Origin of the sequence: Pseudoalteromonas sp. NZS11 (assembly GCF_015864765.1) — a bacterium.
Classification (GTDB): Bacteria; Pseudomonadota; Gammaproteobacteria; order Enterobacterales; family Alteromonadaceae; genus Pseudoalteromonas; species Pseudoalteromonas arctica.
The window spans coordinates 1-14,177 of record NZ_JADYWP010000005.1 but is presented as its reverse complement, the minus strand read 5'-3'; the positions used below and the strand labels follow the sequence as shown (position 1 = coordinate 14,177).

Genomic DNA, 14,177 nt, shown 5'->3' with positions numbered 1-14,177 from the left:
GTTTAACTAGGTGGCAGCAATATGATGCGATTTTTACTGGTTTGTGTACTGATGTTGTGCGCGACACCAAGTTGGGCTTCAATTAGTGATTACGTAGTTAAGCAATGGAATATAAAAGATGGTCTACCTTCGCAATCACTTAAAAGCGTAGTACAAGACCAGCAAGGCTATATGTGGCTTGGTACTCAGTTTGGCTTAAGCCGTTTTGATGGCACAACATTTACAAACTACAACACGCAAAATAGCCCGTTCTTGCCTAGTAATGGTATTAATAAACTTTTAGTCGATTCTAGTGGCTTATTATGGGTAGGTACTAAAAGTGGCTTGGTAGTTATTAATCCAGCCACATTTGCAGCACAAGAGTTTAATATTAAAGGTCCAGTAAGAGATATTCTTGAGGACTCTAAAGGCAGCATATGGATTGCGGCTAATGGTTTATACTATGTAGATAGAGGGCAAGTTGATTTACGCACTCAAGTAAATGGTCCCCTACCTATTGTTAATGCTACCGTAATTACCCAAATTGTTGGCTCTGTTAGCCAAATGGCACTCTCTCCTGAAGGTATTTGGCTGGTTAATGATCGTCATTTATTACGCCTTACTAAAAACTCATCAGATTTCTCTAAACTACGTTTAGAGCTTACCGCTAAAATATCGTTACCAGAGCGCTTAGCGCAAACCATAGTGCACGATTTATCATTCTTAAACGGTAATTTGTATATAGCCTCTGAGCTAGGTGCATACTTTTTAGATTTAGATGACGAACTAAGACCTTTTCCTTTACCTAATGCAAATAACTCAGCCGTTTATAAGTTTATGAGTGATACCGATGGTGGCTTATGGGTTTCGACTTATGGACGTTTATTATTTAGAGATAAAACCGGTGAGTGGCAATGGGTAGAACCAAGCCAACTTGATCAAAGCATATGGTTTGCTGATATTTTTAGAGATGATAAAAATAACGTTTGGTTAGCAAGTTTTAGTGAAGGCTTATGGCTTGCCCATGAAGGGCGAGTAGAAAGGCATTCAGCTGTTTCAGATATGACCGAGTCTGTTATGGCTATTAGCCAAGCTCCAGATGGAAAACTGTGGGTTGCTAACAAAAGCGGCATTGGTTATTTCGATTTAGATAAAAGTTTTATTAATTTAGTTCCAAGTAGTAAATATGGATACGCGTCAGTACACGATCTACAATTCGATGGTGAACGATTATATATAGCCACGGGGCGCGGCTTATTTGTTTTTGAAAACAAGACACTCTATACCGTCCCTGGTCGAGCGCTTCGCGATAACCCGGTATTTGCAATAAGTCGCTCTAGTAAAGGCGGTTTTTGGATTGGTACCGGACGCGGTTTATATCGATTAAATTATGCTGGTTTAACGCCTTTTGCATATAACGCTTTTTTAGGTAGTAAGTTTATTACCTACGTATTGGATAAAACAAACTTTGGTGTGATTGGTACTAGTAAAGGCGCATATTACTTTACAGACCGTGGCATTGAAAAAATTGGTGACCAAACAACACTTGAAAGTGCATACGTAACTAGCGTGCTACATATAGATGGCGTGGGTATTTTAATCGGCTCTCTTAACGATGGGCTTTTTTACAGAAGTACGCAAGGGCAGTGGCGTCAACTCGATGCCGCTAATGGTTTACCGTATGGGTCTATATTTAGCCTAGAATATGATGAAAAGTTAAAACATGTTTGGGTAAGCACCATGAAAGGTGTTTACAGAATGCCTGTAGAGCAATTTAAAACAGAGATAAAAAGCTTAAAAGTTGAAGAAGTGATTTCATCTTTTGACCGTCAACTCGATGGTAAAGCGAATCAATGTTGTAGTGGGCTTGGGCATGATGCGGTAGCAGACACCGGCAATTCTATTTGGTACCCAAGCTTACAAGGTGTTGTTGAAATACCTAAAAATGTAGAGCTATTTGGTGTGCTTGCATTAAAGCCAACAATAGAAACAATAACAACACCACTTCGTCATTTAACCACCGCTGCGCTTGGTAAAAAACCATCATTAGAAACAGACGAGCGTGATATAACGCTAACTTACACAGCTATTGATTACTATGCACCAAACAGTATTGAATTTAGATATAAACTAAGTGGCTTAGATAGTGACTGGCGCTATGCTAATACGCGACGTGAAGCTATTTATACTAACTTGCCTCCAGGCTCGTTTTTGTTTCAGTTAGAAGCGAAGCGCCAAGGTGAAGACTGGACTAAAGCGCAAGAAGTAGAATACGGCTTTGTAGTGCCTGAGCGCTTTGACGAAACTATTTACTTTAGGCTTTTAATTACCAGTGGTTTTATTTTGCTTTTCTACCTTATTTTTTGGGTATTTAGAGCGCAAGAGCGTAGAAAACAAGAAGCATTAGAGGGCTTGATCACCGAGCGTACCTTAGAGCTTCGTCAAGCTAATGATAAATTAGGCCAAGTGAATTCACAGCTTAAATTAGTTAGTCACTCAGATGAGCTAACAGGGCTGCGTAGTCGTCGCTTTTTGTTTGATCAACTCCCTAAAGATATTGAACACTTTCAACGTAATTCACAATCGCTGCAGGCACAAGGCAAGTCACTGGTGCTGGTAATTATTAACTTTGATAACTTCAGCCGTATCAATGATGCCTATGGCCCAATTGCAGGTGATAGCTGCTTACAGCAAATGGCTGCATTATTAAATTCGCGTACGCAGGGTTCTGACTATGTGGCACGTTGGAGTGGTGATGAGTTTTTACTATTATTACGTGATTTTAAATGCAATAAAATAGACAGCTATGCTTCAGATCTTTGTAAAGTAATAGCGGCTAATTCATTCCAATTACCAAATGGCAAAACAACTAATATCACGGCATCAATTGGTTGGTCATTTTATCCATTACCACTTTTGGGTGGGCAGGTAATTAGCTGGGAAACATCTATTAATTTAGCTGATATTTCATTGCACCAAGTTAAAAAGCGCGGTGGTGATGGTGTTGCAAATATTACGTTTGATGATCAGCTTGATGCATTTGAGTTTGAACAAAATTCTAACGTTGATCAACAATTAGGTATTTTACAAAGCAATGGCCTAGCTGATATTAAAGTGTGGATGCGCTGATCAGCAATATTTGATATTAAAAAAGGAGCCTAGGCTCCTTTTTTAATATGCTCAACTTTAGATGTATAGGAAGTTAATTAATAAACGCTTTAATAGCGGTTAATATTCCTTGCTCGCCTAATCCCATTTCATCGTGCATTTCATCTTGGGTGCCGTGTTTAATAAACTCATCAGGAATACCTAAGTTAAGGATATTAATATCAGCTTTTTGCGTTGCTAAGAATTCGTTAACTGCAGAGCCGGCACCGCCAGCAATCGCATTATCTTCAAGCGTAACAATTACATCGTGGCTAGTTGCAAGCTCATTTAAAAGTGCGGTATCAAGTGGTTTAATAAAACGCATATTAACAAGCGTTGCATCTAATTCATCTGCAGCAAGCTGTGCATTTTCAAGTAATGTACCGAACGATAAAATGGCAATTTTACTGCCTTTCTTAATTGTATCTGCCTTACCTATTTCAAGCAGTTGCATAGTGCTTTCAATGTCTGCAGTACCTGCACTACCTCGAGGATAACGAACTGCAACAGGGCAGTTTGCTTTATAACCGGTGTATAGCATTTGGCGGCATTCGTTGGTATCGCTTGGTGCCATAATTACCATATTTGGAATGCAGCGCATAAAGCTTAAATCGTACGCACCTTGGTGAGTTTCACCATCGGCTCCAACAATACCAGCGCGGTCAATGGCAAATAATACAGGTAAGTTTTGCAGTGCAACATCATGTATTAATTGGTCATACGCACGTTGTAAAAAGCTTGAGTAAATAGCAACAACAGGTTTTAAACCTTCACAGGCAAAGCCAGCGGCTAAAGTAACGGCATGCTGCTCAGCAATAGCTACATCAAAGTATTGATCTGGATGCTCTTTAGAAAAACGTACCATGCCTGAACCTTCGCGCATTGCAGGCGTGATAGCCATTAACTTACTGTCTTGTTCGGCCATATCACATAACCAATCGCCGAATACTTTTGAAAAAGTAGCAGCACTAGGTTTAGATTTAGGTAGGCTAGTTGTGCTCGGATCGAATTTTGGTACACCATGATAGCCAATAGGATCGGCTTCAGCTGGTTTGTAGCCCTTACCTTTTTGGGTTTTTATATGTAAAAGCTGTGGGCCTTTTAAATTACGCATATTACGTAATGTATCTACAAGCATGTTTACATCGTGACCATCAATGGGACCAATGTAATTTAGGCCTAATTCTTCAAAGAAGGTACCCGGGATCATCATGCCTTTAATGTGCTCTTCCATTTTACTGGCAAGTTGCTTTACCGGAGGCACTCCTGAGAGTAACTTTTTACTACCTTCACGAATGTTAGTATAAAAGCTACCTGATAAAATTCGAGCAAAGTGATTTGTTAATGCGCCAACATTTTCAGAAATCGACATTTCGTTATCATTTAAAATAATAAGCATGTCTGATTTTACATCACCTAAATGATTCATCGCTTCAAATGCCATGCCTGCGGTTATAGCTCCGTCACCAATAATGGCTACAGACTTTCGACCTTTACCTTCTTTTTGTGCGGCAATAGACATACCTAAGGCAGCTGAAATAGAGGTGCTTGAATGGCCTACGCTAAACGTATCGTATTGACTTTCATCGCGAAAAGGAAAAGGGTGCAAACCGTCTTTTTGGCGAATGGTGTGCATTTGCTCGCGACGACCAGTAAGAATTTTATGCGGATAAGCTTGATGACCCACATCCCAAACTAGGCGATCGTCTGGAGTGTTATAAACATAATGCAGGGCAACGGTTAGTTCAACCGTCCCTAAACCAGACGCTAGATGACCGCTACTTTGCGATACTGAGTTGAGTAAATAATCGCGCAGCTCATTGCTAAATGCAGGGAGTTTGTCTTGCGCTAAGTCACGCAATTGGGCTGGCTCGTCAACCAAATTAAGTAATGGATACTTGCTACTATCAAGTGTCATGGTTTTATATATATCCTTCGCTAACATTAATTAATTCAAAGCTTTTACGAATAATTAATGTTGAGTAATAATGTCAGTGCTAATTGCAATACGTATGAGCAAAAATTAGTGGTCACGCTCAATTAGATAATTTGCTAGCGACGCAAGAAGTGTTGTGTCAGCATCTATATTTGCTAACGCTTCATGGGCTTGTTGTATTAAATTCTGCGCCTTTTCTTTAGCGCCTAGCATACCTAATAACGCCGGATATGTCGCTTTATTCGCGGCAATATCGGAGCCTTGTGGCTTTCCTAAAATAACTGTATCGCCTTCAACATCTAAAATGTCGTCGTGTACTTGAAATGCTAGCCCTATAGCATACCCAAAAACACTTAAATTTTCTAAGGTTTGTTGATCAGCCTTTTCACTGCACAGTGCACCAAGTGTAATTGCGCAATTAATTAGAGCTCCGGTTTTTAGCTTATGTATTCGCTCAAGCTCTTGTACGGTAATTACTTTATCAGTTGCTGCTATATCAAGGCCTTGTCCGCCAACCATACCCTGAAGGCCTGATGCGTGGGCAAGTGTAGCAATCATTTTTACTTGTGTTTGTGATGAGCATTCAAATTTGTGATTCGCAATAAGCTCAAAAGCAAGAGTTTGAAGAGCATCACCGGCTAAAATTGCATTTGCCTCGCCAAACTCTATATGACAAGTAGGGCGTCCGCGGCGTAAGTCGTCATCGTCCATTGCTGGTAAGTCATCATGGACTAACGAATAGCTATGAATACACTCAATTGCAGCAGCAAGTACGTTTAAGTCTTGATGGTTTGCGCCGAGCATTTTACCTGTGGCATAAACTAAAAATGGACGTAATCTTTTACCGCCATTAAATAATCCATACTGGGTGGCGTTCTTTACCGTTTCTTCTGTATCGAGAGGCTGGTTAAAATGCTGTTGTAAGGTCGCTACTACATCTTTTTGAGCACGTTCAATATGATTTTTTATGCTCACAGCTATTCCATATCATTATCAAAGTTTGTAAGTACTGACTTTTCGCCATTCCCCATCAAAATTGATACTTTTTGTTCTGCTTGCTGTAATTTCCCTGATGAAGCACTTGCTAATGCAATTCCACGCTCAAATTGCTTTAACGATTGCTCAAGCGATAAGTCACCTTGTTCCATGTCACTAACGATTGTAGATAATTCTTCTAGTGCTTGTTCGAAACTTAAGTTTTCAGGTTTTTTAGTCGCCATCTTTATTTCAGCTTACATAATAAATTTAGGGGTCAATTTTAGGGGGAATGCTAAACTAGGTCAAAGGATGATATTGGTTTTTTACCTTTATAACGTTAAATTATATTTCAAGTGCATTAATAAAGCCTTAATAGCGGTCTGTTGGTTTAATAAATCAATTGATAATTAGGTAGCCCTTATAACTTGATCTAAGATAGTGCTAAAGGCTGCTTTTTATGTTTATTTATAAAAATGGCTTAAGCAATTCAATATGTTGCCGATAAGCAGTTAATAATAAAAGTTTATGATAAGGCCATTAAGCATGAAACTTCTGGAGGAAATGTGGATTTAGCAACCATAATCGGGATCCTAGGCGCAATTGGCTTAATTGTCATGTCTATGTTTATGAGTAGTAGCGGTGAAATGGCTATGTTTTACAATACCCCGTCTGTGGTTATTGTATTTGGTGGTTCACTCTTTATTGTTTTATCAAACTTCACTATGTCGCAATTTTTGGGGATAGGTAAAGTTGTTGCCAAAGCGTTTATGTTTAAAATCGAAACGCCAGAAATACTTATCGAAAAAGCAGTAGAACTTGCTGATTCAGCTCGTAAAGGCGGTTTTTTAGCACTCGAAGAAGCTGAAATTCCAAACCCCTTTATGCGCAAAGGCGTCGATATGCTCGTTGATGGCCATGATGCAGATGTAGTTCGCGCTACACTTCAAAAAGATATTTCTCTAACTACGACTCGCCATGAATTGGGCGCGGGTTTATTTAAGTCGTTAGCTGATATAGGGCCTGCAATGGGTATGATTGGTACTCTAATTGGTTTGGTTGCAATGTTGTCTAACATGGATGACCCAAAGGCAATTGGTCCTGCAATGGCAGTAGCACTATTAACAACTTTATATGGCGCGTTTTTAGCCAATGTTGTGGCAATTCCTATTCAGGTAAAACTTGAACTGCGTAAAGACGAGGAAGCGATGAATCAGCGTTTAATTTTGGATGCTATTTTAGGTATACAAGATGGTCAAAATCCAAAAGTAATCGAAGGTATTTTGAAAAATTACTTAGCTGAATCTAAACGCAAAGTAGATACCGAGGAGTAACTATGTCTGATCAAGAGTGCAAATGTCCACCACCAGGTCTACCTGCATGGATGGGAACGTTTGCCGATTTAATGTCACTGTTAATGTGCTTTTTTGTACTCTTGCTCGCGTTTTCAGAAATGGATGTACTTAAGTTTAAACAAATTGCGGGCTCTATGAAGTTTGCTTTTGGTGTGCAGAATAAAATTGAAGTAAAAGACATCCCTAAAGGGACCTCTGTTATTGCCATGGAGTTTACCCCAGGTAAACCAGAGCCAACCCCAATAGAAACCATTCAGCAGCAAACAGTCGAAATGACTCAACAAATGTTAGAGTTTCAGGCTGGCGATGAAAGCTCAGCAGGCGGCAGGCAAGAACAGCGCGGGGATAAACGCGGTGGCGAATCTCGTAGTACCTCACAAGAAGAATCTTCTGAGCAAGCAACTTCAGCAGCCGATCAGGAGCAAACTAACGAGCTTGTTAAAAAGATAGCGCAGCAGCTTGAAAAGCAAATAATCGATGGCGCAATTGAGCTTGAGTCTTTAGGGCAGCAAATAATTATTCGCATTAGAGAGAATGGTTCATTTCCTTCAGGTAGTGCATTTTTACAACCTAAGTTTAAACCTATAATTCAAGATATCGGTGTGCTGTTAAAAGATGTACCCGGTGAAATAACAGTATCTGGCCATACTGATGATTTTCAGGTGTCGAATGAGTTATATATTAATAATTGGGACCTATCATCAAAGCGTGCTGTAGCCGTTGCAAGTGAACTGCAAAAAGTCCAAGGATTTGATAAAACCCGAATGATGGTGGTTGGTCGAGCTGAAACACGACCACTTGTACCGAATGACACCGATGAAGATCGCCGCAGGAATCGCCGAGTAGAAATATCTATATTACAAGGTAAAGCAAAAGAGTCAGCTCCTATAGATGTAAGATAACTTTTATTGGCAAACACACTTATTTATCATAAAGTATGCTTTCTTTAACAAATGTAACGGAATAGTTTATGAAAAAGGTCGATAAGTTTAGTCATATGCCAGGAAATGGCGGTGGTAATGACGATGATGAAAAAAAACTTGATTAACTCTAATGCCTGAATGGTTTTTAAAGACTATATTGATATTAGATACTAGTTGGGTGTTTATTTTAAGCCCTGCTATTTTCATCTTTTATTTTAGAAAAGATTATTTGGCCCTGCGTTTCGCTTTAATTACAGCCGCTTTTTTTTTATATGGAACCATTATTCATCCTTACTTGAAAGAGTTTGATAATGGGATTTATGTTTATCGATACCTTGTTTGGGCCTTTAATGATATTGCTTGGATGGCACTCATCGCATATCTGGGGTTAAAAGATAAGGTTTATTTATGGCAATGCGTATTAGGTCAATTGGTTGTTATTATGGCACCAATTTTACAGCTATTTAGATTAGTCGACCGCCATTTATGGGATCTTTCTTATAGTACATACATTTATAAAACCTTATTGCCATTTATTAATATAGGCACCGTTATTGTTTGTTATCTTCCGCTTATTTATATTTTAACAAAAGACAAAAAAAGCCCAGCTAGCGAATAGTTACAAAAAGTTCCCTCCTTTAAAATAGCTGTGCTAGACTACTGTTTATATAAACAGTGATGAGCAGGCTATGAAACTCTACATTGCAGAAAAACCTTCACTTGGACGTGCTATTGCTGATGCGTTACCAAAACCACATAAAAAATATGATGGTTATATAGAAGTCGCTAATGGCGATTGTGTATCGTGGTGTATTGGACATTTGCTAGAACAAGCAGAGCCCGATGATTACGATGAGCGCTTTAAAAAGTGGCAGTTTGAACACTTACCTATCATACCTGAACAGTGGAAGTTAAAAGCCAAAACCAAAACACGTAAACAGCTCACTGTTTTAAAAAAATTAATTAAACAAGCCTCGCAACTTATTCACGCTGGCGATCCAGACCGTGAAGGCCAGCTACTAGTCGATCAAGTAATTGAAGAAGCTAAAATAAGTCAGGCTAAAAAGCAGAGTACGCAACGTTTACTCATTAGTGATTTAAACTTATCGGCGGTAAAAAAATCACTGGGTACTATGCGTTCTAATCGAGATTTTATTCCGTTAAGTGTATCTGCTTTAGCGCGCTCTCGTGCTGATTGGCTATTTGGTATGAATTTAACACGTGCATACACACTAGCTGGGCAAAAAGCAGGGTTTGGTAATGTGCTTTCGGTAGGGCGAGTACAAACCCCTATTTTAGGTCTTGTTGTTAATAGAGATAACGAAATAGCACACTTTGTATCTAAGCCTTTTTACGATGTACTGGCGCATTTACTTACTCCAGATAACCAGCCATTCATAGCTAAGTGGGTTCCTAGTAAAGCATGTGAGCCACATCAAGATGAAGAAGGGCGAATACTTAACAAAGCACTCGCACAAAATGTTGCTTCACGCATTACAAAGCAAAGTGCTGAGCTTACTTCACTTGACCAAAAACAAAAAAAACAAAGTGCTCCATTACCTTATAATTTATCTGCACTACAAATCGATGCGGCTAAAGCATTTGGTATGCCAGCTCAAAAAGTGTTGGATATTTGCCAAATACTTTACGAACGTCATAAATTAATTACTTACCCACGCTCGGATAATCGTTATTTACCTAAAGATCACCATCAAGATGCATCAGCTATTTTTAAAGCTATAAGTGCTAATGGTGGGCAAAGCAGTGAATTAGTAAACGGGGCTGATGTAAAAAAGCGTAGTAAATGTTTTAACGATTCAAAAGTGGCTGCGCATCATGCCATTGTGCCTACGGCTAAGCAGTTAAAGTCAGCGAGTTTGAGCGGTGACGAAGCGAAGGTATATCAATTAATAAGCCGCCATTACCTAATTCAGTTTTATCCCGACTATATATATAACGAAACTAAAGCAGAGATAACAATCGCTGGCGGATTATTTAAAGCAAATGCAAAACAAGATGTAAGCCTGGGCTTTAAGGTATTAATGGGTAAGTCTGAATTAAAAGATGAAGCTACGTTACCTCCTTTAACAAAAGGTATGTCTCTTTTTTGTGAGCAAGGCGAAGTGGTCGAAAAGCATACATCACCTCCTGCTTATTTTACCGACGCTACATTATTGGCTGCGATGACGGGCATTAGCCGTTATGTTAAAGATCCACAAATTAAAAAAGTATTAAAAGACACTGATGGTTTAGGGACTGAGGCAACACGTGCGGGAATAATCGAGTTGCTATTCAAGCGGCGCTTTTTAAAACGTGAAGGTAAGTCAATTAGAGCGACCGAAACGGGACTTGCCCTTATTAGCGTATTACCACAAGGTTTAGCGAGTCCTGATTTAACCGCAAAGTGGGAATCGAGCTTAGGTGATATCGCGCAGCAAGTAATGAGTTATCAGGAATTTTTACAGCCTTTACTTGCTGAGCTAAATGGGTTTGTACAATTAGCAGCAAACTGCGATAGCAATGCATTTGCAAGGTTACCAAAAAGCTCACCTAAAAAACGCTTTGCTAAACGAGGTGGAAAAGCGACCCTTAAAAAGTCGAGTTATAAAAAAAGCTCTGTTGCTAGTTAGCTACAGAGCCATTTTATTAAACGATATTACTTAACCTGAACTCTGCTTGAGATAGATTTATTATCCAGAATTCAGGTTACTTATTAAATAAAGCAACAGCAGCGTTACTCATTGCTTTTATTCCGGTAGGGATAGCAACTTTATAATCTGGTGCAAATTTACTAGAGTGTAGGGAAGGGAGTACTTCACCTGTTTTTATCGAATCTGCATATTGTGCTTGGTTTACACCTCCTAGCCAAAATAAGGTAATCGGGATATTTTCATCGGTGCGTCCGTATAGGCCAAAGTCTTCACCCGCCATTACAGCTTGTGTTTCAAGCACATTAGTATCACCAATTGCGCTGGCAATAGAGTTTCTAACAATGTCTGTTTGTGCAGGGTTATTATAAGTAGATGGAATAGATTCATCTTCATGTACATATACTACAGGGTAGTTTGATTCATTTAGGCCAGCACTTTGTGCAATACCTGCCGTGATTCGTTTTATTGCTGCTATTTGAGCACTTCTAACATTTGGGTTATAGCTTCTGAGAGTGAGTTGTAGTTTTACTTCATCCGAAATCACATTATGTTTTGAGCCACCATGAATAGACCCAACCGTAATAACCGAAGGCTCTAGCGGTGAAAGTTCTCGGCTTGTGATTGTTTGCAGAGCAAGTACTGTGCGTGCAGCTATAATCACAGGGTCTATAGTTGTATGCGGATAAGCACCATGACCACCTTTACCTTTTATTGTAATATCGACAGAATCTACACTTGCCATAGTGTATTCATTTTTCATTGATACCTTACCAGCGGGGACGCTAGCACTTACATGCAAAGCAATTATATGATCAGGTTTTTCATATTTACTAAATAGTCCTTCGCCTAACATGGCTTTAGCACCCCCACCAACTTCTTCGGCAGGCTGTGCAACCATCATCAAAGTGCCTTTCCATTGATCTTTGTGTACTATTAATTGCTCAGCAGTACCAATAAAAGAGCTCATGTGAATATCGTGGCCACAACCGTGCATTACACCTACTTTCGCACCATGCTCGTCTATTACTTTAACTTTTGAGGCATAGGACTTTCCTGTCTGCTCTATAATAGGTAAGCCATCGGTGTCAGTACGGATCATCACGGTTGGACCGTTTCCGTTTTTGTAAATGCCGACAACACCAAAGCCACCTACATTACTTGTTACTTTAAAACCCAGCTGAGTTAATTTATCCGCTATTTTATTACCCGTTTCTTGTTCGTGATAAGAAAGTTCTGGCGATTGGTGTAAATCAAGGTAAAACTTTTCTATAGCTTGCATGGTTTTGCTTAAATTCAAATCGAGTCCATTTGCTTGTACTAATGGGCTTGCTAATAAAAGTATTGCACTTAGATAAGTTAATTTCATGTTTTCCCTCATTGTTGAATATGTATACCGGATGATTTAGGTATATGACTTGTAATTATTATGTTCACCACCATATAAAAACCTAAATAGATGAATATGGCAATCAATTCAATGAGCAACATAGTTAGTATTAATGCGCAAAACCTTCAACAAGTACTCGGTGAAACATCACAGCAAAAATTGGTGTTGCTTAACTTTTTCTCTCCTCAAAGTCCTGACTGCATCGGACAGGCTGCAATTTTAGATAAAATAGCGGCTGAATATGCAAGCTATATAGTAGTAGCAAACCTAGATTGCGATGCAGAGCAAGCACTCGCTTCTCAACTTGCGCAGCAAGTTGGTCTTCAAACTCTGCCTACGCTTGTATTATTAAAAGACTCTGCACCAGTAGATTTACTTGCAGGTGTTCAAAGTGAGGCACAAATACGCGAAGCCCTAGCAAAGCATTTACCTGCGCAACAAGACTTACTGTTAGAGCAAGCAAAACAAGCGTTATTAAAGTCAGATTTAAATGCTGCTTTCAATTATGCAAAGCAAGCTTATGAAATAGACAGCGGTAATGCACGCATCAAATTAGTGCTTGCAGACATATGTATTCAAATTCACAAGGTAGATGAAGCCCAAGCGCTTATAAATACAATAGACGTACAAGAGCAAGATGCTTACTTTAATAATATAAAAGCAAAATGCGAAGCTGCGCTTGAAGCAAAAGACTCACCAGAGATTAAAGAAAAGCAACAACAAGTAGAAAAGTACCCAAATGACCTAGAATTAAAAGAAGAGCTCAGTATTTTACTTAATGAAGCGGGCAGAAAAGAAGAAGCATTGGATATACTATTTACAGTGCTGCAAAAAGATCTGAATTTCAATGAAGCGAAACCAAGCTTTTTAGCCATTATTGCCTCTTTACCTGATGGCGACGCACTCGCAGCAAAGTATCGTCGCAAGTTATATAGTATTTTATACTAGGGTCTGTTGCTCTTTGCGGATTAAAATTTGTTCAAACTAGGGGGTGTTTAATCGCGGCGCGAGATTTGTAACCTAGTGGGCTCGGTAACTGCTCCTGCGTTACCCTACTGGCTTACATCCATGTAAGAATAAGTAAAAACCGAGTAACAAAGAGTAAATAGCCCCTAGGAAGAACCCTTTGGGCAGCGCCTGTTTGGCATTAATGCTACGTTATCGCCTATTTATGGGGAGTAACCACACTACATAGGCTCTGCCTTGCCTGAATACCAAACAGGCTGCTGCAAATTTAACCTTGAAAGATAAACAGACCCTAGATTCTAATAACTATTACTTTTGAGAAGCACCTAAATAAGGTGCTTTTTGCATTTTTAAGGTTTTAATTAAAAGCTATAGAATGGTTTAGCTATGTAAAAACAAGAGTTATCAACAGGTTTTTGTGGGTAACTTGTGCTTATCATGTGTGCTTGCTTGGGGCTTAATTTTAATTACTATTTTATGCAAATAACGCTTGCGTAAAATCCGCCGCTCCCTATAATGCGACCCCACTGAGACGGGAAACGCCAACGCATAGCGAGGAGCGAACTACTCAGAGAGTTAAATAAAACTTCGGTTTTAAATTATCTAAAAAGAAAGTTTAAAACTAAGTGTTGACTCGAAAAATAAAGGGTGTATTATTCGCATCCCTTGAGACGCTAAAACGACTCAAAACGTTCTTTAACAATATAAAGCAATCATCTGTGTGGGCACTCGTACAAATTGAGTTCTAACAGCCAACCTACTTAGGTAGCGAGGCAAACAAATTAGAGTCTCAATTGAAAACTGAGTGACCAACAGAATAGTTATTTCGGTAATTATTCGGCACAGTCAATTCAATAT

General features: G+C 39.2%; 10 protein-coding genes. 6 read left to right on the top strand and 4 right to left on the bottom strand.

Features of this window, described 5'->3' with window-relative positions; genetic code table 11:
* Positions 1-21: 21 nt before the first annotated feature.
* Positions 22-3,108, top strand: a complete 3,087-nt coding sequence (locus I6E82_RS12085; protein WP_007587118.1) for a ligand-binding sensor domain-containing diguanylate cyclase — start codon at positions 22-24, stop codon at positions 3,106-3,108.
* Positions 3,109-3,181: 73 nt separating this feature from the next.
* On the opposite strand, the gene dxs is transcribed toward I6E82_RS12085, so the two are convergent.
* From dxs to I6E82_RS12070, 3 genes are all read right to left on the bottom strand, one after another.
* Positions 3,182-5,044, bottom strand: coding sequence for a 1-deoxy-D-xylulose-5-phosphate synthase (dxs, locus tag I6E82_RS12080; RefSeq protein ID WP_007587116.1), 1,863 nt, complete (start codon positions 5,042-5,044; stop codon positions 3,182-3,184).
* 105 nt (positions 5,045-5,149) lie between these two features.
* Entirely contained in the window at positions 5,150-6,037 is an 888-nt protein-coding gene (gene ispA / locus I6E82_RS12075; protein WP_007587115.1) for a (2E,6E)-farnesyl diphosphate synthase, read from the bottom strand.
* Between the two features lie 2 nt (positions 6,038-6,039).
* On the bottom strand, positions 6,040-6,282 hold the full coding sequence (locus tag I6E82_RS12070) for an exodeoxyribonuclease VII small subunit (RefSeq protein WP_002961738.1): 243 nt from the start codon (positions 6,280-6,282) through the stop codon (positions 6,040-6,042).
* Between the two features lie 321 nt (positions 6,283-6,603).
* Between I6E82_RS12070 and pomA the strand changes: the two genes are divergently transcribed.
* From pomA to I6E82_RS12050, 4 genes are all read left to right on the top strand, one after another.
* Positions 6,604-7,371, top strand: a complete 768-nt coding sequence (gene pomA / locus I6E82_RS12065; protein WP_007587114.1) for a flagellar motor protein PomA — start codon at positions 6,604-6,606, stop codon at positions 7,369-7,371.
* Positions 7,372-7,373: 2 nt separating this feature from the next.
* A complete protein-coding gene (locus I6E82_RS12060; protein ID WP_007587113.1) occupies positions 7,374-8,294 on the top strand; it encodes a flagellar motor protein MotB in 921 nt (306 codons plus the stop codon).
* Positions 8,295-8,445: 151 nt separating this feature from the next.
* On the top strand, positions 8,446-8,934 hold the full coding sequence (locus I6E82_RS12055; protein ID WP_197118005.1) for a hypothetical protein: 489 nt from the start codon (positions 8,446-8,448) through the stop codon (positions 8,932-8,934).
* A 70-nt stretch (positions 8,935-9,004) separates the two neighbouring features.
* On the top strand, positions 9,005-10,945 hold the full coding sequence (locus tag I6E82_RS12050; protein ID WP_197118004.1) for a DNA topoisomerase III: 1,941 nt from the start codon (positions 9,005-9,007) through the stop codon (positions 10,943-10,945).
* A gap of 76 nt (positions 10,946-11,021) precedes the next feature.
* Here I6E82_RS12050 and I6E82_RS12045 read toward each other — a convergent pair whose 3' ends face one another.
* A complete protein-coding gene (locus I6E82_RS12045; protein ID WP_197118003.1) occupies positions 11,022-12,332 on the bottom strand; it encodes a M20 metallopeptidase family protein in 1,311 nt (436 codons plus the stop codon).
* 111 nt (positions 12,333-12,443) lie between these two features.
* Between I6E82_RS12045 and I6E82_RS12040 the strand changes: the two genes are divergently transcribed.
* Positions 12,444-13,301: a tetratricopeptide repeat protein gene (locus I6E82_RS12040; protein WP_010554572.1), complete on the top strand. Its 858-nt coding sequence runs from the start codon at positions 12,444-12,446 to the stop codon at positions 13,299-13,301.
* Positions 13,302-14,177 lie beyond the last annotated feature (876 nt).

Coding starts and splice junctions, on each gene's coding strand:
- I6E82_RS12085 (WP_007587118.1), top strand. CDS start 22: ATGATGCGATTTTTACTGGTTTGTGTACTGATGTTGTGCGCGACACCA.
- dxs (WP_007587116.1), bottom strand. CDS start 5,044: ATGACACTTGATAGTAGCAAGTATCCATTACTTAATTTGGTTGACGAG.
- I6E82_RS12070 (WP_002961738.1), bottom strand. CDS start 6,282: ATGGCGACTAAAAAACCTGAAAACTTAAGTTTCGAACAAGCACTAGAA.
- I6E82_RS12060 (WP_007587113.1), top strand. CDS start 7,374: ATGTCTGATCAAGAGTGCAAATGTCCACCACCAGGTCTACCTGCATGG.
- I6E82_RS12055 (WP_197118005.1), top strand. CDS start 8,446: ATGCCTGAATGGTTTTTAAAGACTATATTGATATTAGATACTAGTTGG.
- I6E82_RS12050 (WP_197118004.1), top strand. CDS start 9,005: ATGAAACTCTACATTGCAGAAAAACCTTCACTTGGACGTGCTATTGCT.
- I6E82_RS12045 (WP_197118003.1), bottom strand. CDS start 12,332: ATGAAATTAACTTATCTAAGTGCAATACTTTTATTAGCAAGCCCATTA.
- I6E82_RS12040 (WP_010554572.1), top strand. CDS start 12,444: ATGAGCAACATAGTTAGTATTAATGCGCAAAACCTTCAACAAGTACTC.